This is a genomic window from Burkholderia sp. AU38729, assembly GCF_020419725.1.
In the GTDB taxonomy this organism is placed as follows: Bacteria; Pseudomonadota; Gammaproteobacteria; order Burkholderiales; family Burkholderiaceae; genus Burkholderia.
Genome location: NZ_JAIZQO010000014.1, coordinates 89,622 through 111,561 on the forward strand (window position 1 = coordinate 89,622; position 21,940 = coordinate 111,561).

The 21,940-nt window shown below is 66.7% G+C and carries 20 protein-coding genes; 7 read left to right on the top strand and 13 right to left on the bottom strand.

Annotated features, from left to right (window positions below; genetic code table 11):
• Nucleotides 1-3 precede the first annotated feature (3 nt).
• Entirely contained in the window at nucleotides 4-705 is a 702-nt protein-coding gene (locus tag LGM56_RS31095; RefSeq protein ID WP_089494964.1) for an ATP-binding cassette domain-containing protein, read from the top strand.
• Complete coding sequence (locus LGM56_RS31100; protein WP_039357836.1) at nucleotides 702-1,505, top strand: ABC transporter permease; 804 nt, start codon at nucleotides 702-704, stop codon at nucleotides 1,503-1,505. Before LGM56_RS31095 ends, LGM56_RS31100 begins: the two co-directional genes overlap by 4 nt.
• Before the next feature lie 41 nt (nucleotides 1,506-1,546).
• Here the strand turns inward: LGM56_RS31100 and LGM56_RS31105 are convergent, their stop codons facing one another.
• The 3 genes from LGM56_RS31105 to LGM56_RS31115 all read right to left on the bottom strand — a co-directional run bounded on the left by LGM56_RS31105 (nucleotide 1,547) and on the right by LGM56_RS31115 (nucleotide 3,981).
• Nucleotides 1,547-2,020: a PliI family lysozyme inhibitor of I-type lysozyme gene (locus tag LGM56_RS31105; protein WP_226207682.1), complete on the bottom strand. Its 474-nt coding sequence runs from the start codon at nucleotides 2,018-2,020 to the stop codon at nucleotides 1,547-1,549.
• Between the two features lie 233 nt (nucleotides 2,021-2,253).
• Nucleotides 2,254-2,805, bottom strand: coding sequence for a DUF6013 family protein (locus LGM56_RS31110; protein WP_175240945.1), 552 nt, complete (start codon nucleotides 2,803-2,805; stop codon nucleotides 2,254-2,256).
• A gap of 159 nt (nucleotides 2,806-2,964) precedes the next feature.
• The gene (locus LGM56_RS31115) at nucleotides 2,965-3,981 is read right to left on the bottom strand and encodes a zinc-binding alcohol dehydrogenase family protein (protein ID WP_226207683.1); all 1,017 of its coding nucleotides are present in this window, start codon (nucleotides 3,979-3,981) and stop codon (nucleotides 2,965-2,967) included.
• A gap of 122 nt (nucleotides 3,982-4,103) precedes the next feature.
• Between LGM56_RS31115 and LGM56_RS31120 the strand changes: the two genes are divergently transcribed.
• Nucleotides 4,104-5,045: a LysR family transcriptional regulator gene (locus tag LGM56_RS31120; protein ID WP_089494968.1), complete on the top strand. Its 942-nt coding sequence runs from the start codon at nucleotides 4,104-4,106 to the stop codon at nucleotides 5,043-5,045.
• A gap of 167 nt (nucleotides 5,046-5,212) precedes the next feature.
• Nucleotides 5,213-6,058 carry a phosphoserine phosphatase SerB gene (gene serB, locus LGM56_RS31125; RefSeq protein WP_226207684.1) on the top strand — a complete coding sequence of 282 codons (846 nt, stop codon included), beginning with the start codon at nucleotides 5,213-5,215 and terminating at the stop codon, nucleotides 6,056-6,058.
• An 87-nt stretch (nucleotides 6,059-6,145) separates the two neighbouring features.
• Here the strand turns inward: serB and LGM56_RS31130 are convergent, their stop codons facing one another.
• The 4 genes from LGM56_RS31130 to rimO form a co-directional block, all read right to left on the bottom strand.
• On the bottom strand, nucleotides 6,146-7,327 hold the full coding sequence (locus LGM56_RS31130) for a cystathionine beta-lyase (protein WP_226207685.1): 1,182 nt from the start codon (nucleotides 7,325-7,327) through the stop codon (nucleotides 6,146-6,148).
• Between the two features lie 113 nt (nucleotides 7,328-7,440).
• Nucleotides 7,441-7,983 (bottom strand): hypothetical protein, encoded by a 543-nt coding sequence (locus LGM56_RS31135; protein ID WP_089494971.1) that lies wholly within the window; start codon nucleotides 7,981-7,983, stop codon nucleotides 7,441-7,443.
• A gap of 110 nt (nucleotides 7,984-8,093) precedes the next feature.
• The gene (locus LGM56_RS31140; protein WP_089440212.1) at nucleotides 8,094-9,020 is read right to left on the bottom strand and encodes a sugar kinase; all 927 of its coding nucleotides are present in this window, start codon (nucleotides 9,018-9,020) and stop codon (nucleotides 8,094-8,096) included.
• A gap of 3 nt (nucleotides 9,021-9,023) precedes the next feature.
• Nucleotides 9,024-10,385 carry a 30S ribosomal protein S12 methylthiotransferase RimO gene (rimO, locus tag LGM56_RS31145; protein WP_027787268.1) on the bottom strand — a complete coding sequence of 454 codons (1,362 nt, stop codon included), beginning with the start codon at nucleotides 10,383-10,385 and terminating at the stop codon, nucleotides 9,024-9,026.
• A 774-nt stretch (nucleotides 10,386-11,159) separates the two neighbouring features.
• Here rimO and LGM56_RS31150 point away from each other — a divergent pair.
• The 3 genes from LGM56_RS31150 to LGM56_RS31160 all read left to right on the top strand — a co-directional run bounded on the left by LGM56_RS31150 (nucleotide 11,160) and on the right by LGM56_RS31160 (nucleotide 14,647).
• A complete protein-coding gene (locus LGM56_RS31150) occupies nucleotides 11,160-12,521 on the top strand; it encodes a M16 family metallopeptidase (protein ID WP_226207686.1) in 1,362 nt (453 codons plus the stop codon).
• Entirely contained in the window at nucleotides 12,521-13,867 is a 1,347-nt protein-coding gene (locus tag LGM56_RS31155) for a M16 family metallopeptidase (protein WP_226207687.1), read from the top strand. The genes LGM56_RS31150 and LGM56_RS31155 overlap by 1 nt, the downstream gene beginning before the upstream one ends.
• Nucleotides 13,868-14,398: 531 nt before the next feature.
• On the top strand, nucleotides 14,399-14,647 hold the full coding sequence (locus LGM56_RS31160) for a hypothetical protein (protein ID WP_089440216.1): 249 nt from the start codon (nucleotides 14,399-14,401) through the stop codon (nucleotides 14,645-14,647).
• A gap of 127 nt (nucleotides 14,648-14,774) precedes the next feature.
• Here the strand turns inward: LGM56_RS31160 and LGM56_RS31165 are convergent, their stop codons facing one another.
• The 6 genes from LGM56_RS31165 to pgeF all read right to left on the bottom strand — a co-directional run bounded on the left by LGM56_RS31165 (nucleotide 14,775) and on the right by pgeF (nucleotide 21,937).
• A complete protein-coding gene (locus LGM56_RS31165) occupies nucleotides 14,775-15,554 on the bottom strand; it encodes a lysozyme inhibitor LprI family protein (protein ID WP_226207688.1) in 780 nt (259 codons plus the stop codon).
• Between the two features lie 475 nt (nucleotides 15,555-16,029).
• A complete protein-coding gene (phaR, locus tag LGM56_RS31170; RefSeq protein WP_006485265.1) occupies nucleotides 16,030-16,596 on the bottom strand; it encodes a polyhydroxyalkanoate synthesis repressor PhaR in 567 nt (188 codons plus the stop codon).
• A 119-nt stretch (nucleotides 16,597-16,715) separates the two neighbouring features.
• Nucleotides 16,716-17,456, bottom strand: coding sequence for a 3-ketoacyl-ACP reductase (locus LGM56_RS31175; RefSeq protein ID WP_027784565.1), 741 nt, complete (start codon nucleotides 17,454-17,456; stop codon nucleotides 16,716-16,718).
• 149 nt (nucleotides 17,457-17,605) lie between these two features.
• The gene (locus LGM56_RS31180) at nucleotides 17,606-18,787 is read right to left on the bottom strand and encodes an acetyl-CoA C-acetyltransferase (RefSeq protein ID WP_226207689.1); all 1,182 of its coding nucleotides are present in this window, start codon (nucleotides 18,785-18,787) and stop codon (nucleotides 17,606-17,608) included.
• A 99-nt stretch (nucleotides 18,788-18,886) separates the two neighbouring features.
• Nucleotides 18,887-20,752, bottom strand: a complete 1,866-nt coding sequence (locus LGM56_RS31185; RefSeq protein WP_089494978.1) for a PHA/PHB synthase family protein — start codon at nucleotides 20,750-20,752, stop codon at nucleotides 18,887-18,889.
• A 360-nt stretch (nucleotides 20,753-21,112) separates the two neighbouring features.
• Nucleotides 21,113-21,937, bottom strand: a complete 825-nt coding sequence (gene pgeF / locus LGM56_RS31190) for a peptidoglycan editing factor PgeF (RefSeq protein WP_226207690.1) — start codon at nucleotides 21,935-21,937, stop codon at nucleotides 21,113-21,115.
• Nucleotides 21,938-21,940 lie beyond the last annotated feature (3 nt).

The following is a 21,940-nucleotide window of genomic DNA, read 5'->3' on the forward strand; positions in this document are numbered from 1 at the left end:
GACATGACAGCCCCCACCGGCCTCATCGATGCGGCGCGCATCACGCGGCGCGATGCCAGCAGCGGCAAGACCCTGCTCGCCCCGACCGATTTCAGCCTCGCGGCGGGATCGCGAATTGCTATCACCGGGCCGTCCGGGTCGGGCAAGAGCGTGCTGCTGCGCGCGCTCGCGCTGCTCGACCCGCTCGACGGCGGCCACATCCTGTGGCGCGGCAAGCGGATCCGGCGCAACGCGATCCCGCGTTACCGCCGCAGTGTCGCCTATGTGCGCCAGCGCCCCGCGCAGATGGACGGCACCGTCGAATCGCAGTTGCGCTACCCGTACTCGCTCGCGATCTATCGCGACGTGGCGTTCGATCGCGCGCGCGCCGAAGCGCTCGCCGCGCAGGCCGGCCGGGGTTCCGACTTTCTCGACAAGCGCGCGAGCGACCTGTCCGGTGGTGAAGCGCAGATCACCGCGCTGCTGCGCGTGCTGCAGCTCGACCCCGACGTGCTGCTGCTCGACGAGCCGACGTCCGCGCTCGACCCCGAATCGGCGCGCGCGATCGAGGCGCTCGTCGGCGCATGGTTCGACGCGGCGCCCGACGCCCGCGCGTACTTGTGGATCTCGCACGATCCGGCCCAGGCCGCGCGGATCGGCACGATGCGGCTCGTGATGCAGGCCGGCGTGATGCACGTGGCCAACCCGACGGAGGCCCCGCAATGAGCCCCGCCCTGCAGGATCTGAGCCTCGTCGACGTCGGCATCGCCGCCGCGCTCGTCGCGGTCAACGGCGCGATCTCGATGGCCCTGTCGCTCGGCCTCGGCCGCAAGCTCGCGCTCGCGGCCGTGCGCACCGTCGTGCAGTTGCTCGCGATCGGCTACGTGCTCGGCTGGGTGTTCGGTCATCCTCACTGGTACATCGTGCTGCCGCTCACCGCGCTGATGACGCTGATCGCCGGGTTCGCCGGCGCGGGGCGCGGCAAGCGCACGTATCGCGGCCAGCGCATCGACAGCATCGCGTCGATCTGGTTCAGCAGCTGGTTCGTCGCGGCGGTCGGCCTGTTCGTCGTGATCCGCATCCATCCGTGGTACGCGCCGCAATACGCGATTCCGATTCTCGGGATGATTCTCGGCAATACGCTCACGGGCGTGTCGCTCGGTGTCGAGCGGATGATGGAAGAACTCACGGCGCGCCGCGATCGCGTCGAAACCGCGCTGGCGCTCGGCGCGACGCGCTGGGAAGCCGCGCAGGACGCCGCGCGCCAGGCCGTGCGCGCCGGCATGCTGCCGACGCTGAACCAGATGGCCGTCGTCGGCGTCGTGAGCCTGCCGGGGATGATGACGGGCCAGGTGCTGGCCGGCCAGTCGCCGCTGCAGGCCGTGCGCTACCAGATCGTGATCATGTTCCTGATTGCCGCGGCCTCCGCGCTCGGCACGGTCGGCGCGGTGCTGATGACCTATCGCCGGCTGTTCTCGGCGGATCACCGCTTTCTCGCGGCGCGACTCGAAGAACGCGCGCACTGACACGCGGCGCCGTCGCGCGATGCGTGCGCGCGGTTCGCCAGTCAGCGCGCGCTGCGGCGCTTGCCGAGCGCCTGACGCAACGCGGCCGTGATGTCCGCGTCCGGCGCGAGCCCGTCGACCGACGCGACGAGCCTTACCGCGCGCGATGTCGTCACATAGGCCTGCGCGCCGACATAGCCGCCGCTGCCGGCCGAGCGCGTCGTCACGACGAGCGCCTGCGGCGCACGTGCACCGAGGTCGGCCGTGAATGCATCGGTGACCGTACCATCACGCGCATGCAGCGCACCCGTCACGTAATCGTCGGTATCGAAGCCGGGAGCGGCATGCGCGGTCGAATACACGCGCACCGCGTAGCTGCCGGTCGAGCACGGTTCGAGCGCGCCGCTCGACACGACCGCCACCTGCTGCCGCGACGACAGCTCGACTTTCTTCACGAAGCCGCAATCGTCGGCCGCGTGCGCGTGTGCGGCAACGAACGCAATGGCATACAGCAACGCGCGCATTCGGTATTTCATCGGGATGTCGTGACAGGAAGGTGATGACGCGGGCGAGCATAGCGTGACATGCTCATGACGTCACGCGGGTCGCTACGCGACGCCACCGCACGGCGAACGGCCGCCATGCCGCTGAAGCAGGTCGCGAGAAAGCACTGTGACGGCGACACGAAACGGTCACGTGTCGCCGCGTGGTACCGCAAGTCGAATCCGTTGCGCGCGCACCGGCTCCGACGCCGGCCCATGCGCACCGCTCAACGCTTGATCGACACCGTCACCTTCGAGCCATCGCTCATCGTGACGGACTTCGACCCGCCGTTGGTCGGGATCGACACCCACTTCACCTGGCTCACCGACACGACGTCCGGACACTGCAGCGACTTGCCGCCGGCCGTCACGTTGCGCGTGCCTTTCGGCGCGGCCGCCTGGAAGCTCAACTGCACGTTGGCGATCCCCTTCGCGTCGATCGACGGCGCGAGCCGCACCTGGGTCTGGCGCACCATCGCGCCGTTCTCGTCGCGCGGCAGGTTGTCGGCGTTCGGGCAACCGTCCGGCATCGCGACCGCCCCGCTCGGCGGCACCGACTTCCAGTTGAAGTCGTCCGTCTCGCCCGAGCGGATCTTGCGGGTCTCCTGCGTATTGCCGAAGCTCTTCGAGTCGACCTTGACGGTGTATTCGAGCTGTCCGGTGCCGCCCCCCTTCAGGCTGCCCTTGACCGGCGGCGCCGCGAATACGCTTGCGCTGACGCACGCCGCCGCGAACACGACCGACCACGTTGCGGCGACTGACAAGCTGCGTTGGCTCATGCTGACCTCCTTGGTATGCGGCGGCACGCGCGTGCCGCGCGGTTTTCGATGCATGATGCGCTGCCAGTCTACCGCCAAGCGGCATGCAATGCGCCGCAAACGCATCGGGTGTTACCCCGCTTGCGTTCGCGGCGCCGCAACCTTACACGCGAGGCCGGCTCAGAAGCCGCTCAGCACGAGCTTGCCGATCGAACGCCCGGCCTCGAGCAGTTGGTGCGCGCGCCGCACGTTCGCCGCGTTGATCGTGCCGAGCTGTTCGCCGATCGTGGTGCGCAGCGTGCCGCCGTCGACGAGCCGCGCGACTTCGCCGAGGATCCGGTGCTGCTCGATCATGTCCGGCGTCTCGAACATGGCGCGCGTGAACATGAATTCCCAGTGAAACGCGGCGCTCTTGGCCTTCAGCAGTTCGACCGGTACGGGCTTGTCGTTCTCGACGATCGTGCAAATGCCGCCCTGCGGCCGGATGACCTCCGCCGCGGCAGGAAAGTGACGATCCGTGTCGTTGAAAATCAGCACGTAGTCGACGTTCGGATACCCGGCCTCGCGCAGCTGCGCAGGCAGGTCGCCGAAATGGTCGACCACCGCGTCCGCGCCCAGCGAGCGCACCCACTCGGCCGACGCCGGCCGCGACGCGGTCGCGATCACGTGCAGCTTGCCGAGCGTCTTCGCGAGCTGGATCGCGATCGAACCCACGCCCCCCGCGCCGCCGATGATCAGCACCGACTTGCCGGCGTCCGCGCCCTGCGGCGACACACGCAGCCGGTCGAACAGCGCTTCCCACGCGGTCAGCGCGGTGAGCGGCAGCGCGGCGGATGCGGCGAAATCGAGCGTGCGCGGCTTCAGCGCGGCGATTCGCTCGTCGACCGTATGGAATTCGCTGTTCGCGCCCGGCCGCGTGATGCTGCCCGCGTAGAACACTTCGTCGCCGGGCCGGAACAGCGTGACGTCGGCGCCGACCGCGACCACCGTGCCGGCCGCATCCCAGCCGAGCACGCGCGGCGTGTCCTCGACCTGCGGCTTCGGCGCGCGCACCTTGAAATCCACCGGGTTCACGGAAATCGCCTCGACCTTCACGAGCAGGTCGCGCGGGCCCGGCACGGGCTGCGGCAGCTCCACGTCGAGCAGCGCTTGCGGGTCGTCGATCGGCAGATAACGGGTCAGTCCAACGGCTTTCATCACGACACTCCTTCAAGGAAACCTGTGGGCCGCGGCGCAGCCCCATGAACGTCATCGTAGGCAACCCGATCATTCGAGAAAAGCGCTATATTTCCTGAAACATTTTCAGGAATTTCAGAATAATGGCCTCCGATCCGATTCCGGCCCCCGACAAGCCGCTCGACCTGCTCGACGTCGCGCTGTTCGTGCGCGCGGCGCTGCTCGCGAACGTCACCGCCGCCGGCCGTGAATTCGGTGTCTCGGCCGCGGTCGCGAGCGCGCGCATCGCGCAGCTCGAACGCCAGCTCGGCGCGCGGTTGCTGCACCGCACCACGCGCCGCATCAGCCTCACGCAGGACGGCGAAGTCTTCATGGCGCACGCCGACACACTGCTGTCGGCCGCCGATGCCGCGCGCGCATCGGTCGGCCACGGCCGCTCCGAGCCGTACGGGCGGCTGAAGGTGTCGATGTCGTCGTCGTTCGGCCGCCAGCATGTCGCGCCGGTGATTCCCGCGTTCCTGCGCCGCTATCCGTCCGTGTCGCTCGACCTGCGGCTGTCGGACGAGATCGTCGACCTCGTCGACGACGGCTACGACGTCGCGATCCGCCTCGGCGCGCTGAAGGATTCGACGCTCGTCGCGCGCAAGCTCGCCACGAACCGCCGCGTGCTGTGCTGCTCGCCCGCGTATCTCGCCGAACACGGCACGCCGCGCCATCCGGCCGACCTCGCGCGGCACGAGTGCGTGATCCTCGGCGACCAGCGCGACTGGTCGTTCGCCACGCCGCAAGGCCCGCTCACCGTGCGGGTGGGCGGCCGGCTCGTCGCGAGCAACGGCGAGGCGATCCGCGAAGCACTCGTCGACGGCTTCGGGATCGCGATCAAGTCGACCTGGGACGTCGGCCCGCTGCTCGCGAGCGGCGCGCTCGTCACGGTGCTCGACGACTATCCGTTCGCGGAAGACATCGCGATCTGGGCCGTCTACCCGAGCCGCGCGCACGTTCCGCTGAAGACGCTCGCCTTCATCACGTTCCTGGCCGAGCATTTCGGCGATCCGCCGTACTGGGATCGCGCGGACGGGCCATGACCGCCCCGCCGCGCACGGTTTCGATCCGCATCCGACCGCCGCGTGCGGCCAACCGGCTACAATGACGCGTTCGCCACGCAAGGGCCCGACGCCGGACGGGGCCCGCTTCGGCAGGCGGCCGCCCGTTGGCCGCAGACGCATTTCATTCGCTTCCCAACCATCCCGTCATGACCCACAACCTCGTCATCCAGAGTCTTGCGCCGCTGTCGGACACCCATCACAAACCGCTGCTCGCGCTGTCGCGCGGCACCCGCATCGTGCAGACCGACGATCATGCGCTGCGGATCGACCACGCAAACCCGGCGCAGCGCCTCGACATCGATGCCTACTGCGGCACGCACGCGCTCGACTTCGCGTTCGTCGAGGCCGGCCTCTCGCTCGGCGATTTCGGGCTCGCCGTGATGGACATGGATTCGACGCTGATCACGATCGAGTGCATCGACGAGATCGCCGATTTCTGCGGGCTGAAAACGCAGGTCGCCGAGATCACCGAAGCATCGATGCGCGGCGAAATCCGCGACTTCAACGAAAGCCTCACGCGCCGCGTCGCCCTGCTGGCCGGGCTCGACGCGCACGCGCTCGAACGCGTGTACGAGGAACGGCTGCAACTGTCGCCGGGCGCCGAGAAGATGCTCGCCGGCGTGAAGGCCGCCGGCATGAAGACGCTGCTCGTGTCGGGCGGCTTCACGTTCTTCACCGAACGGCTGAAGGCGCGCCTCGGCCTCGACTACGCGCATGCGAACACGCTCGAGATCGTCGACGGCAAGCTGACCGGCAAGGTGCTCGGCGAGATCGTCAACGCCGACGTGAAGGCGCGTCTGCTGCGCGACACGTGCGCGTCGCTCGGCCTCGAGCCGCGCCGCGCAATCGCGATGGGCGACGGCTCGAACGACCTGAAGATGATGGCCGAAGCCGGGCTGTCGGTCGCGTACCACGCGAAGCCCGTCGTGCGCGATGCGGCGACGGTCGCGTTCGATCACGTCGGCCTCGACGGGCTGCTGCGACTGTTCTGATCCCGCGGCAGCCGAAATGAAAAACGCCGGCGCGATGCAACATCGCGCCGGCGTCTTGTTTTTCTGCCGAACGTTGTCGGCGCGCGATCAGCCCAGCGCAGCCTGCAGCGCGCGCTCGATGTCCGCACGCAGGTCGGTTTCGTCTTCCAGGCCGACATAGAAACGCACCAGCGTGCCGCGATGCGCCCAGTCCGGACGCATCGACGCGACGTCGTAAGGCATCGCGAGGCTACATGCGCCGCCCCAGCTCCAGCCGATCGCGAACAGCTCGAGCGACTCGACGAAGCGGTCGACCTGCTCCGCACTGTAGCGTTCGTCGAACACCACCGAGAACAACCCGCCCGCGCCGGTGAAATCGCGCATGAACGACGCGTGCCCCGGGCAATCGGCGATCTGCGGGTGCAGTACCGCCGCGATCTCCGGCCGCGCCTTCAGCCATTGCGCGAGCGCAAGCGCGCTCTTGCTGTGCGCGTCGAAACGCACCTGCATGCTCGGCAGGCTGCGCAGCACGAGCGAGCAATCGTCGACCGACACGCCGATGCCGCAGCGCATCCGCGCGAGCTTCAGCTGCGCATGCAGCGCCGCGTTCGCGGTGATCGTCGCCCCCATCAGTACGTCGCTGCCGCCCGACTGGTACTTGGTCAGCGCCTGCACCGAGATGTCGACGCCGTGTTCGAACGGCTTGAACGCGAGCCCGGCCGAAAAGGTGTTGTCGATCGCGGTGACGATGCCGCGCGCCTTCGCGGCCGCCGTGATCGCCTGCACGTCCGGCACTTCCATCGTCACCGAGCCGGGCGCCTCGATCCAGATCAGCCGCGTGTTCGGCTGGATCAGGTCGGCGATGCCGGCGCCGATCAGCGGATCGTAGAAGCGCGCGGTGATGCCGAAATCCTTCGCCAGCCAGTTACCGAAATCGGCGTTCGGCCCGTACACGTTGTGCGGAATCAGCACGTCGTCGCCGGCTTTCACGATCCCGAAGTAGACATTCATGATCGCCGCGAGGCCCGAAGGCTGCAGCAGCGCATGCGTGCCGCCCTCGATCTCGGCCAGCCGCTGCGCGAGCGCGAGCGACGTCGGCGTCGCATGCAGGCCGTAGCGCCAATGGTTGTCGTTGTGCCAGACGAGCGCACGCATCGTCGCGAGATCGGGAAACACGACCGTCGACGCGCGCGCGACCGGCGGCACGAACGAACGGAAGCCTTCCGGGATCACGTCGTCGGGTTGAACGATGCGGGTTTGCAGTGCGCGCTTGGGAGTGGATGCAGTCATGACGGGAAGCCGGGCACGAGGCCGTTCGGTTGCGGAATATGCAGCTAGATTAGCCAAAATCGGCGCAATTGGCCCGGTACAATGCGCGCCGCGCGCACCGAGCCAGCGCGGGTTCAGTCGTCGGTGCGCAGGTTGACGACGCCGCCCACCGTCTCGATTTCCTGCACGCGGCCGTCGCGCACCTGCAGCGCCGCACGCTTGCCCGGCGCGAGACGCAGCACGACGGGCTGCGGATCCGACTCGTCCGAATTCATCCGGTCGGCCTTCAGGGCACCCGTCGCGTCGAAGCGGCCGATCCACACGCCCGTGATGTTCGTGCCGTCGTTCGATTCCTCGATTTCGAGCGTGTCGCCGTCGCGATCGCCCGCGAGCAGCACGACCTCGCCCGTATCGGCGAACTGGTATTCGCCGTGCACGCCTTCCTCGTCCGTCTTCGGGCCGAGATGCACGACGATCGGCCGGTCACCGAGCGTGCCTTCGTAGCGCGGCAGGCGGGCGAACTCGGGATTCGGCTTCAGCGGCCGCGCCATGGCCGGTTCATCCTGCTGCGCGCCCGGCGTGGCGGCCTGCGCCGCCGAGACGCCCGGCATCGCCATGCCCGCCGCCAGCGCGCCCGCGACGACGAGCGCCCGTTGCCATTGCGAATATCGACCCACCGTGTGTTGCTCCTTGCTTCAGATTCGCTCGAAAACCGCGGCGATGCCCTGCCCGCCGCCCATGCACATCGTCACGAGCGCATTGCCGTGGCCGGCGTGCGCTTGCCGCGTCAGCCCTGCATCAGGCGCTCCACCGCATCGCGGTGCGGAATCGGCGCAACCGCGCCGTAGCCCGTCGTCGACAGCGCCGCCGCGGCGTTCGCATAACGCGCTGCCGCGAACGGATCGTCGCCCGCGACGATCCGCGCGACGAAGGCCCCGCCGAAGCAGTCGCCCGCGCCCGTCGCGTCGACGGCTTCGACCGCGAAGCCCGGCACGACGCGCCGTTCGTTCGGCGTCGCCACGTAAGCGCCTTCCTTGCCGAGCTTCAACGCGACGACCTGCGGCCCGTGTTCGAGCATCGCATCGACGATCGCATCGCGATCGTTCGCGCCCGTGAGTGCCGTCACGTCGTCCCAGCTGGGCAGGCAGATGTCGGTCTGGCGCAGCGCCTCACGCATCACCGCGCGGGCGCGCGGCAGCGGCCACAGCTTCAGCCGCAGGTTCGTGTCGAAGCTGACCTTCGCGCCGTGGCGGCGCGCGTGGTCAGTCGCCGCGAATGCGGCGTCACACGCAGCCGTGCTGATCGCCAGGCTGATGCCCGACAGGTGCACCGCTTTCGCGGCAGCCAGCGCGTCGAGCGGCAGATCACCGGTTGCATAACGGCTCGCCGCCGAGCCCGCACGCAGGTAGTCGAACTGGTGACCATCGGCGCCGTGCGTGACGAAGTACACGCCGGTCGGCGCCGTGCGGTCGATCCGCACGTACGTCGTGTCGACGCGTTCCGCGCGCCACATGTCGGCCAGCAGGCGGCCGAACGGATCGTCGCCGATCGCCGACACGAAACCCGTCGATGCGCCCTGGCGCGCGGCGGCGATGCAGAAGTTCGACGTGTCGCCGCCGAAGCCCTGCAGGAATTCAGGCCGACCTGGCTGCGACTGGTTGAATTCGATCATCGCCTCGCCGAGCGCGAGGATCTCCGGAAATGCGGCGGCCATCGCTTATACCTCGCCCCACAGATCGTGGCCGTCGGCGCCCGTGATCTTCACGGACACGAAATCGCCGACCTTGTAGCGCTTCGATGCCTTCGCTGCCGGCTCGACATAGACGACCCCGTCGATCTCCGGCGCATCCGCGGCCGTACGGCCGATCCCGCCTTCCTCGCTGACTTCGTCGATCAGCACCTTGAGCGTCTTGCCGACCTTGCGCTGGATGCGGTTCGCCGACACTTCCTCGGCGACTTCCATGAAGCGCGCGCGGCGTTCCTCGCGGACTTCATCCGGCAGCGCGCCGTCGAGTTCGTTCGCCGTCGCGCCTTCGACCGGCGAATACGCGAAGCAGCCGACGCGATCGAGTTCCGCTTCGCGGATGAAGTCGAGCAGCGTTTCGAACTGCTCTTCCGTCTCGCCGGGGAAGCCCGCGATGAACGTGCTGCGAATCGTCAGGTCCGGGCAGATCTCGCGCCACTTCTGCACGCGCTCGAGCACCTTCTCGGCGTTCGCCGGACGTTTCATGCGCTTCAGCACTTCCGGGTGCGCGTGCTGGAACGGCACGTCGAGGTACGGCAGCACGTGGCCCTTGAACGGGCCTTCAGCCATCAACGGAATCACTTCGTCGACGCTCGGATACGGATACACGTAGTGCAGGCGCACCCATGCGCCATACTGCGCGGCGAGTTCGCCGAGCGCGGCGACCAGGTCGGTCATGCGCGTCTTGATCGGCTTGCCGTTCCAGAAGCCCGTGCGGTACTTCACGTCGACGCCGTACGCGCTCGTGTCCTGCGAGATCACGAGCAGTTCCTTCACGCCCGACTTGAACAGGTTCTCGGCTTCCAGCATCACTTCGGCGACCGGGCGCGACACGAGGTCGCCGCGCATCGACGGGATGATGCAGAACGTGCAGCGGTGGTTGCAGCCTTCGGAGATCTTCAGGTATGCGTAGTGGCGCGGCGTGAGCTTGATGCCGGCGGCAGGCACGAGATCGGTGAACGGGTCGTGCGGCTTCGGCAGGTGCGAATGCACGGCCTGCATCACTTCGCCCACTGCGTGCGGGCCGGTGACGGCGAGCACCTTCGGGTGGACTTCCTCGATCAGGTTCGACCCGCTGGCGCTCGACTTGGCGCCGAGACAGCCGGTGACGATCACCTTGCCGTTCTCGGTCAGCGCTTCGCCGATCGCGTCGAGGCTTTCCTGCACGGCTTCGTCGATGAAGCCGCAGGTGTTCACGACGACGAGGTCGGCACCGTCGTAGGTGCCGGAGATTTCATAACCTTCGGCGCGCAGTTGCGTGATGATCTGTTCGGAGTCGACGAGCGCCTTCGGGCACCCGAGGGATACGAACCCTACTTTGGGGGATTGGGACATCTGGAATGTGGGGGCGTGGCAGCAAAAGCGTGAGTTTACAGCCATTTAGGGGTGGCGAGGCAAAACAGGCGATCGGCGGCGGCATCGACCGTCGAATCGGATGCACGGCGCGCCGGCGGGGGCGCCGTCATGCGACGGCTGCCCGATGCGCCCCTTTCACTTTGAAACGGTGCATTGCCGCGCGACCCGCTCACGCGATGTCCGAAACCAACGCATTTGAAGCGCTGATGGCGCCGCGCTTCCTTTGATCCCGGTGAGACTCTCGATCGAGCGGAAGGCAAAGCGCACCTGCATTCACGATCTTTCATGGCCGGGGCCTGCCGACGAGTGCGCCGGCTCTGCCCCAAACATTCGAACTCGTCTCATTTCACGATAATGGGGCGCAAAGTAGCATTGCGCATGCGTCGCCCTGCCCCTCGGCTGCACTGCCGCATGGGGTGAAATCTGGCGCATCGGCTTCCTCCCGACGTCGTTTGCCGGCAAACCCAAGGACGATGCGCCACTGAAGAAGTCCAGGCCCGACAATCGCTTTCAGGTGATCTGCACGTTCAACGGGGATCGCGCCGTCCGTCGCTACACGTCGACGGTCAAGCAACGTACGGCCGTCGACGAACGCATCACGGCTGCGACGCCCCCGCAACGCGCCATCGGTCAACACGCATCGAAAAGTATGAAAAACTCCACGTTCGCCGCGCTCGACGCATCGCAGTCAACTGACCGCCGAGCCGGCGCCCGATCTTCCGCGTTCATCCTGCCTATACAAAAGGACGCTACATGTCAGTACGACGTTTGATATGCACCTGGCTCTCGCTGTGCCCGTTGATTGCGGGCACGGCGATGGCCCAACCCGTCGAGGTACCGGGCTTTACCCACGTGCGCTCCCTGGGCGGCATCGACGAATACCGCCTGGATGCCAACGGCCTTACCGTGCTTGCCGCGCCCGATTCCGCCGCGACGGTGGTCAGTTTCCAGGTGTTGTACCAGGTGGGTTCACGCAACGAAGCCGCGGGCACGACCGGCGACACTCACCTGCTCGAGCACCTGATGTTCAAGGGCAGCCGGCACTACAACAAGGCGCTCGGCAATTCACTGAACAGCTATATGGAACGCGTGGGCGCGACCTTCAACGCCACCACTTCGATGGACCGCACCAACTACTTCGGCACGCTCGGGCGCGATGCGCTGGAAGGCTACATCGCCATCGAGGCCGACCGCATGCGCAACCTCCTGCTGCGCCCGGAAGACCTGGCCAGCGAGATGACGGTCGTACGCAACGAGTACGAGCGAGGCGAGAACAGTCCTTTCACCGCCTTGTTCCAGCAGGTCATGGCCACGGCTTACCAGGCACACCCCTACCACCATCCCACCATCGGCTGGCGTAGCGACATCGAGCATGCGAGCGTGGACAAGCTGCGCCGTTTCTACGACACCTTCTACTGGCCGGACAACGCCACCGTCATCCTGGTCGGCGATTTCCGGCCGGACCAGGCGTTGGGGTGGGTCAGGCAGTATTACGGCGGCATCCCGCGCGCGCCCAAGGCCATTCCCGCTGTCACGACCGAAGAGCCGCCGCAGCAGGGGCCGCGAAGGCTGGTGCTCAAACGCGCGGGCGCAACGGGCAGTCTGATCATCGCCTTCAAGGGGCCGCGCGCGCTCGACCCCGATGCGCCTGCGTTGACCGTACTGGGCCTGGTATTGAGCCAGGGCAAGAGCAGCCGGCTGTATCGCGCACTGGTCGACACCACGGTTGCCACGCAAGCCGGCGCCGGCTTCCATGCGCTGCGCGATCCCGGGCCGTTCGTCGTGACGGTTAGCCTGCCGCCCGACGCGAAACACGAGCAGGCCGAGAAAATCGCCTGGACCGAACTGGAGCGGATCAAGACCGAGGGCGTCACTCGCGAGGATATCCAGCGGGTGCTGGGCCCGTACCGGGCCGATCAGGTCTACCAGCGTGACGGCGTCCGCGCGACGTCCGCCCGATTGGGCAACGCGGTCTCGCTGGGCGACTGGACACGGTTCGTCACCGAGCTTGAAGAACTGGAAAAGGTGACGCCCGCCGATGTGCAGCGCGTCGCCCGCAAGTACCTCGTTGAAAACCAGAGCACCACCGGCTGGTTCGTCCCGGAGAAATCGTAATGAAGCAGGTTCGTTTCAACCCTCTGCGGACGTGGTTCGTGTGGTTCGCCGTGCTATGCCTGCCTGTCGCGGCTCAGGCAGGCATCGCCGAGCGCGTCGTGCGCGCCCAGGCCGGCAGCATCACGCTATTGACCTATTCGATGTCGCCGCAGGAGATGGTGTCCGTGACCGGGGTGATGCCCCTGGGCGATGCCGACACGGCCAGCAAGGCGGCCAATCCCGCCGTGCCGTTGCTGACGGGCATGTTGCTGCAGGAGGGCACCACCCGTCGCGACAAGGTGGCCATCTCCGCGCTGCTGGAAAGCCTGGGCGCCCAGTTGTCGTTCCAGACCGACGGTGGCTATGTCGGCATACACGGCCAAAGCCTGACCAAGGATTTGCCGACGCTGATCGACCTGATGGCCGAGCAGTTGCGCCTGCCGGCCTTCAAGCCGGAGGAACTGGCCAAGGCCAAGAGCCGACTGGAGGCCGCGGTCCGTCACGCCGGAGAAAACCCGTCGGTTCGGGCCACCGAGGCGCTGGATCGGTCCATTTACCCCGCTGCCCACCTCAACGCACCGGTGCCACGCGAACGGATGCTCGACGCAATCGCCGCTGCCACGCTGGACGACATCAAGGCCTTTCATCAAGCCTATTACGGGCCCGCCCACATGACGCTGGTCGTGGTCGGCGGCGCGGACCCTCGCGGCCTGCAGTCCATGGTGACCGAAGCCTTCGCGGGCTGGAGCGGGGGCCGGGCACTCGTGCGACAGGGCCCGCCACGCAAGGCAAGCCGGCCCGACACGCAGCGCATCGCCATGGGGGACAAGGAATCCGTCAGCGTGATGCTGGGTCAGGCCATCGACCTGCGCGCCAACGATGCCGACTATCTGCCCCTCAGCGCGGGTATCAACATCCTCGGCAACGGCTTCACCGGCCGCCTGATGGCAGGGGTCCGCGACAAGGAAGGCCTGACCTATGGCATCCGCGCCGGCCTGTCCGGGCTCTCCCTGATGGACGGCGGATTCGTCATCACGAGCAGCTTCGCCCCGCCCCTGCTGAACAAGGGCGTCGCCAGCACGCGCCGGATTCTGGATGCCTGGTGGAAACAGGGCGTGACCCAAACGGAACTGGATGCACGCAAGGACGGCATGATCGGCCGCCATCAAGTCGCGATGGAAACCACCGGGCAGATGGCCGCCATGATCGCCCAGACGGTACTCCAGGATCGCCCGCTGAGTGACCTGGACACCTATCCCGAGCGCGTCCGCGCGTTGACCGTCGAGCAGGTCAACACCGCCATCCGCAGGTACCTGGATCCCGACAAGATGACGTTGGTGGAAGCAGGCACGTTCGCGGAGAAATAACCGCCGCCTCGCTTCGTTCCGTGCCCCGCCCGGCTTCGGCCGGGCCGCTGCCATCGCACGATCGTGCGCGCGCCTGCGCTTCGCAGAACGCCACCGAATGCACCTTCGCGCCCACGGTCGCACTCACCGACCGGTTCTGATCATCCACGCCGATCGCCCAGTCCTCGCCCTGGCTGCCGATCCGCGCGCGATGCTGCACATGGACCGTGCCAAAACACGCATGGGCAACGTGCGTGCCGCACGCGTCGGTTTGAGGCGGGATGAGGGGCTGTCGGCTTACCGTCAACGCCATGTGCGGCAAGATGCGTGGCCACTTCCCGAACGACGAGGCGGCGATCAAGCTCCTCGGGCTGGGGCTGCACAACGTGCTGGCCAGGACCGTGCGGTCCGCCTCGACTGGAAATCGGCGAAGTGACGGGGATCCACGCGCACGCGTCGCTTCCCGACAATTCCGGCGGAACCGCGCCGTCGCTATGCGAAAATCGCAGCGTCCACGCTCTTCCCTCTCTTCCATTACCCAACGGGGCTCGCATGACCACCCACATCACGATCGAATTCACCGAACACGCAGCCGAAACCATTGGCGAGCAAACCAGCACGAGTTTCTCCTACGACCAGGGCGCGCACGTGCCGCAACCGGGCGACTTCGTCGAGCTCGAGAATTCGCGACAGACGTTCCTCGTGATCGGCCGCGTGTTTTCGCTCAAGGCGAACTACTGCGCGGTCAAGCTCGTGCTCGATCTGCCGCCGCACGACGACGAGCAAGGATTCCCGGCATAAGACAAGCCGGGCCGGTAACGTCGGCCATTGCGCACACCCGGCCCGCCTCGTAGTGAACCGCCAATCGCGAGCACGTAAAAACGCCCGCCGAAGCGGGCCCACACAACAGACCAATCCAATCCGGCGCTCACGGAAACTTCGCAGCGGTCAAGCAGCGCTCGAACCACAAAGCATCGTCGCCATCGCCGATCGGCCACATTTCCGCATCGAGTTGCGGCAGCCCCGCTACCGGCGCTGACGCGTGGTTATCGCCACCGGACGCCCCCGCACGCATCCACGCCGATTGCGCGCCACCGGTGTCGCACGCACTCCCATGGGCCTGCGCTTCGCAATACGCAACGGGTCGCACCTTCCCGCCATCGGCCGTGCTCACCGACCGGTACTGATAGACCGCCCCGGTCGCCCAGTCCTCGCTCTGGCTGCAGACCCGAGCACGATGCTGCACATGGACCGCGCCGAAACATGCGTAGGAAACGTGCGCGCCAGTCGCATCGTCGGGAATGAAGTCGCAGTTTGCATCGAAACCGGTAAGCGGGCCGCCCGTGTATTTCGCGAGCCACTGGCGCTCGGCCTGCGCACGCGCGATCAACCCTTTGTTCGATTGATCGGCCAGTACGGTGGTGCGCCGATCGATTGCCTTGCGCACTTCGTCGACGGCGAGCGGACGACCCTCGTAATCGGCGTCGAGACGATTGTTGCGCGCGCTGATCCAGCGGCGCTGGCTGCGTACCAGCATGTCGCGGGTCGCCGTGTCCGGTGCAGCCTTCAGCGCACCCGTGTACGCCGAATTCATCCGCGCGTCGGCTGCGCGCAGGATGGAGCTCGCGCAGATGCGCTTCTCGATCGACTGCACGGTTTTCGCGCAGTCCATCGCAAAGGCAGGCACCGCCATGCCAACGCCCAGCATGAACATCGAAGCTAAACCAGCCAGCCGGCCGGCTGGTGCCACTCGAATCCCACGCATGCTTTCTCTCAGTCGGTTTTTTCTTGGTCGCATTGCCTCGACGCGGCATCGCGCATCACGGCCTGTCGTGCCCGGGCGGCGTCATTGCATTTCGCCGAACGCAGCTTCCACGCCACACCGCGCAGCGCCGCTCATGGTACGCGTGCCCGCACGAACGCGCACCATGAGGCACGACACGCCCCGGTGTTTCTTCGCAAGTGACGGGATCTCGATCGACTGAACGACGGCCACGCACGCCCGAACCCGGGATGCGCATTCGGTGCCGACGGTCATGAACGACCGTCGGCGAGAGGATCCGGCAGGCGGCGGCCACACACATCGTCGCGCCCGAATGCACGATCGGCCGACCCGCGCCGCGCCGCTTCGCGGCACCGACGCCCGGCGGGTTGCCCGCCGCGGTCGGCCTGCCGCGAGACCGTTACTTCTTTTCCGGCTCCGACGCGCCCGGCTGCTTGAACGGGAACGTGCTGAACATCGACTTCGCCTGGTTCTGCATCTGCTCCTGCATCTGCACGAACATGTTCTTCGACTGCTCGATGTAGCTGGTCATCATCCCTTGCATCATCGGCGCCTGCATGTTCATGAACTGCGACCAGACTTCCGGATTCATCGCATTGCCTTCGTACAGGTTCTTCGACTGATCCGCGAGCTTGTTCTGGATGTCGATGAACGCCTGGATGTTCTTTTCCAGGTACGTGCCCATCATGCCCTGCATCGCATGCCCGTAGAAACGGATGATCTGCGACAGCATCGACGACGAGAACATCGGCACGCCGCCGCTTTCCTCTTCGAGGATGATCTGCAGGAGGATGCTGCGCGTCAGGTCTTCGTTGGATTTCGCATCGACGACCTTGAAGTCCTCCTGCTCCAGCACGAGTTGCTTCACGTCGGTCAGCGTAATGTACGTGCTTGTCTCGGTATCGTAGAGCCGACGGTTCGGGTACTTCTTGATGAGCCGTTCGGCCGTCTTCTTTGTAGTAGTCATGTAACGCCTTTGAGTGCAGCGTAGCGGAAGTGACGAATCCCCGCCGCCCGAATCCGGGAGGCGGGGGCCTTCGGAAAACGTCCGGCTGCGCGGCCACCCGGCCCGCGCAGCGCGGACGCTCAGCCCATGTGCAGGCCGCCGTTCAGCGAGAAGTCTGCGCCCGTCGCGAAACCGGAATCGTTCGACGCGAGCCACGCGACGATCGAACCGATTTCCTCCGGCCCGCCGAGACGCCGCACCGGGATCGTCGCGACGATCTTCTCGAGCACGTCCGGGCGAATCGCCTTCACCATGTCGGTGCCGATGTAGCCCGGCGACACGGTGTTGACCGTCACGCCCTTCGTCGCGACTTCCTGGGCGAGCGACATCGTGAAGCCGTGGATACCGGCCTTCGCGGTCGAGTAGTTGGTCTGGCCGAACTGCCCTTTCTGGCCGTTCACCGACGAAATGTTGATGATCCGGCCCCAGCCGCGTTCGACCATCCCGTCGATCACCTGCTTCGTCACGTTGAACAGGCTCGTCAGGTTGGTGTCGATCACGGCGGTCCAGTCTTCGTGCGTCATCTTGCGGAACACGACATCGCGCGTGATGCCCGCGTTGTTGACCAGCACGTCGATCTCGCCGACTTCGGCCTTGACCTTGTCGAACGCTTCCTTGGTCGAGTCCCAGTCGCCGACGTTGCCTTCCGACGCGATGAAATCGTACCCGAGCGCCTTCTGCTCCTCGAGCCATTTCACCCGGCGCGGCGAGTTCGGGCCGCAACCTGCGACCACCTTGAAGCCGTCTTTCGACAGGCGCTGGCAGATGCTGGTGCCGATGCCGCCCATCCCGCCCGTTACGTACGCAATTCGCTGAGACATAAATCTCACTCCATTTTTTGGTTTCGAGAGCTGCCGGAGGCCCCCTCTGACTTCACGTGACGCCGACCGAAGCCGCAATCGGCCGGCACACGAATTCGGTTCGCTTGTGGCGAATGACCGCTGACGGACAGCCGCTTACGGAGGGCCGCTTACGGACGCTCGACCGCGAGCGCGACCCCCATCCCGCCGCCGATGCACAGCGACGCCAGCCCGCGCTTCGCATCGCGCCTGGCCATCTCGTGCAGCAGCGTCACCAGGATCCGGCACCCCGACGCGCCGATCGGGTGCCCGATCGCGATCGCCCCGCCGTTCACGTTCACCTTCGACGTGTCCCAGCCCATCTGCTTGTGCACCGCCAGCGCCTGCGCCGCGAATGCCTCGTTGATCTCCATCAGGTCCAGATCGCCCGGCGTCCAGCCCGCGCGCTCCAGACACCGGCGCGATGCCGGCACCGGGCCCATCCCCATCACGCTCGGATCCACGCCCGCGTTCGCGTACGCCTTGATCCGCGCCAGCGGCGTCAGGCCCAGCGCCGCCGCCTTCTGCGCCGACATCACCAGCACCGCCGCCGCGCCGTCGTTCAGCCCCGACGCGTTCGCCGCCGTCACCGAGCCGTCCTTCGAGAACGCCGGCTTCAGCCCGGCCAGCGATTCCGCCGTCACGCCGTGACGCACGAATTCATCGGTGGCGAACTGCAGCGGCTCGCCCTTGCGTTGCGGAATCGCCACCGGCACGATCTCGTCGTCGAAGCGGCCGGCCTTCTGCGCGGCTTCCGCCTTGTTCTGCGACAGCGCCGCGAACGCGTCCTGCTCTTCGCGCGTGATCCCGTATTCCTTCGCGACGTTCTCCGCCGTGATGCCCATGTGGTACTGGTTGTACACGTCCCACAGGCCGTCGACGATCATCGTGTCGACCAGCTTCGCATCCCCCATCCGGAACCCGTCGCGCGAGCCCGGCAGCACGTGCGGCGACGCGCTCATGTTCTCCTGGCCGCCTGCGATCACGATCTCCGCGTCGCCCGCGACGATCGCGTTCGCCGCCAGCATCACGGCCTTCAGGCCCGAGCCGCACACCTTGTTGATCGTCATCCCCGGCACTGCCGTCGGCAGCCCGGCCTTGATCAGCGACTGCCGCGCCGGGTTCTGCCCGGAACCGGCCGTCAGCACCTGGCCCATGATCACTTCGCTGACCTGCTCGGGCTTCACGCCCGCACGCTCCAGCACCGCGCGGATCACCGTCGCGCCCAGCTCGGGCGCCGCAATCTTCGCAAGCGAACCGCCGAATTTGCCGACCGCGGTCCGCGCGGCCGATACGATCACTACGTCCGTCATTTCCCTTTCCTCCAGGCCCGCACGACACGGCGCATCGCTACCGGCCCTGTTAAAAAAACTGCGGTGCACCGGACAGCCTGCGCCGCTGTCCGGTTTTCGTCAATCGCGCTGCAATACGTAGCGGCCCGGCGCCGGCTCGATCACCGGGAACTGCGCGGTACCGGGCTGGGCAGGCGGCTCCACCTTGCGGCCGCCGTACTGGTCGAGCCATTCGACCCAGGTCGTCCACCAGCTTCCCGGGTGCTCGGTTGCACTGGCGAACCAGTCGTCCGCCGATTCGGGCAGGTCGCTGTCGTTGACCCAGTAGCTGCGCTTCTTCTTCGCCGGCGGATTGATCACGCCCGCGATGTGCCCCGACGCGCCGAGCACGAACTTCAGCGGGCCCGACAGGATCGACGTCGACGCATAGGCCGTCTGCCACGGCACGATGTGATCCTCGCGCGAACCGTAGATGAAGGTCGGCACGTCGATCAGCGTCAGGTCCACCGATTCGCCGCACACGGTCAGCGCGCCCGGTTCGCGCAACTTGTTCTCGAGATAGGTATTGCGCAGGTACCACGCGTACATCGGGCCCGGCAGGCTCGTCGAATCGCTGTTCCAGTACAGCAGGTCGAACGGCGCCGGCGTGCGGCCCTTCAGGTAGTTGTCGACGACGTAGTTCCACACGAGGTCGTTCGGCCGCAGGAACGAGAACGTGTTCGCGAATTCGACGCCGCGCATCAGCCCCGGCTGCGCGCCGTTCTTGCCGCCGATGGTCTGCTCGCGCATCTGCACGTGCGCCTCGTCGACGAACACGTCGAGAATGCCGGTGTCGGTGAAGTCGAGCATCGCGGTGAGCAGCGTCATCGACGCGGCCGGATGTTCGCCGCGCGCGGCAAGCACCGCGAGCGCGGTCGCGAGCATCGTGCCGCCGACGCAGAAGCCGAGCGTGTTGATCTGCTCGCGGCCGCTCACCTGCTGCACGGCGTCGATCGCCGCGAGCAGCCCTTCGTTCATGTAGTCGTCCCACGTCTTGTGCGCGACCGATGCGTCCGCGTTGCGCCACGACACGAGGAACACCTGATGGCCGTTCGACAGCGCATGCGCGACGAGCGAATTCTCGGGCTGCAGGTCGAGGATGTAGAACTTGTTGATGCAAGGCGGCACGATCAGCAGCGGCCGCTCGAACACCTTGTCCGTCTTCGGCGTGTACTGGATCAGCTGGATCAGGTCGTTCTCGTAGACGACCGCGCCTTCAGTACACCCGAGGTTCTTGCCGACCACGAACTGCGATTCGTCGGTCTGCGAAATCTTGCCGCGCTGCATGTCGCCGAGCAGGTTCATCATCCCTTGCCGCAGGCTTTCGCCCTGCGTTTCGAGGATCGATTTCTGCGCGTCGGGATTGAGTGCGAGGAAGTTGCTCGGCGCGGCTGCGGCCGTCCATTGCTGGACCGTGAAACGAATGCGCTCGCGCGTCTTCGGATCGGTCTGCAGTGCGTCGGCCAGTTCCTGCAGATAGCGCGCGTTGAGCAGATACCAGGCCGCCGCGAACGCATGCGCCGGCGACGCCTTCCACGCATCGCCGCTGAAACGGCGGTCCTTCAGCTCGGGCGACTCCAGCTTCGCCGCGGCCGCCTGCTGCATCAGCGCCATGCAATCGCGCGCGTAGTCGGCCTGCAACGCCTGCAGCCGCTCGGGCGGAATCGCGGCGGCCGGCAGCTTCAACCCGGCGAACGGCGACGCCATCGCGCCGAAATCGGGCATCGACGGCATCTGGAACGGGAACGATGTCGGAAACTGGAATGTGGCGAACGGATTCACGGTGGCCGACGCAGTCGCGGCGCGTGCCGGATCCGCAAAACCGCGCCACGCGTTCAACCACGACTCGAACATCTGCTGCATCGGCTGGGCGGCCGGATCGAAACCAATGCTGCCCGGGGAAGTGCCCGCCTGAGCGGACGTCGACGATTTTTTCGATGCTGTCATTACCTGCCTTACCGGTGATTCGTGAGCGTCTATCGTGAAATCCTGCTCGCGCGCGGCATGCCGGCTGCGAGCCGGGCCGTCATGCTCTGGAGAGGCGTCTCCAGATTCTGCCGCAGTGCGGTATTTTTATCATTATCGTTTTCCCCATGTGAAGCGCCATGTCAAACCACTGAACATTTCCGTACGGAGATAATCCTCGCACAACAGACGGGACAAGGGTTCCGGCGAAACATAAAACATTTTGGTTGACTTGACTTCGGGATTTTTCATTCAATCGCGCATGCAGCGCGGCATCGCGGCCGAAATATCGAGATAACCCGATTTTGCGGCGCAATAAACTCCACGCGCATGCGCATGCCGTCAATCGGCCAGCCAGATCGCAGCTGCCATGCGGCCCGTCACGCGATCGCGCCGGTACGAATAGAACCGTGTCTGTTCGGTGACCGTGCAGGCCGTCCCACCGCTCACGTGCGCAACGCCAGCACGCGCGAGACGCAGGCGCGCGAGCGCATAAAGATCGGCGAGAAACTTGCCGGGCGCGCCATCGATCGCGACGAACGCAAGCCGGGTTTCATCATGCTCCGACTGCGGGGCCGTGTCGAGAAACGCGTCACGCACGTCAGCGCCGACCTCGAACGCCCGCGGGCCGATCGCCGGCCCGAGGTATGCATGAAGCGTGTCCGTCGCACCGCCCGCGAGTGCCGCGACACGCGCCGCGGTCTGCTCGACGATGCCGGCCGCCAGCCCGCGCCAGCCCGCATGGGCGGCGCCGACGGCGCGGCCCTGCGTGTCGCACAGCAACACGGGCAGGCAATCCGCGACCATCACGACACAGACGGCACGCGCCCGGTCGGTGACGCTCGCGTCGGCCTGGACCGGCGCCGTCGCGATCACCTCGTCCGCACGCACGATCTTCGCGCCGTGAACCTGCTCGAGCCACGCAGCGCTCGACTGGCCTGCCAGCGCCAGCAAGCGTACGCGATTCCCTGCCACATGGGCCGGGTCGTCACCGGTATGCAGACCGAGATTCATCCCGCCCGGCAGCGCGTCTCCGCGCTGCCAACGCCCGTACGGGCCTTCGCTCACCCCGCCGTCGCGCGTCGTGATCAGCGCGCGCACGCGCGGCGACACCTGCCAGTCGGGCTGTATGCAGTCCTGCCACGTCAACGGCGCCAGGTTCGTCATCGG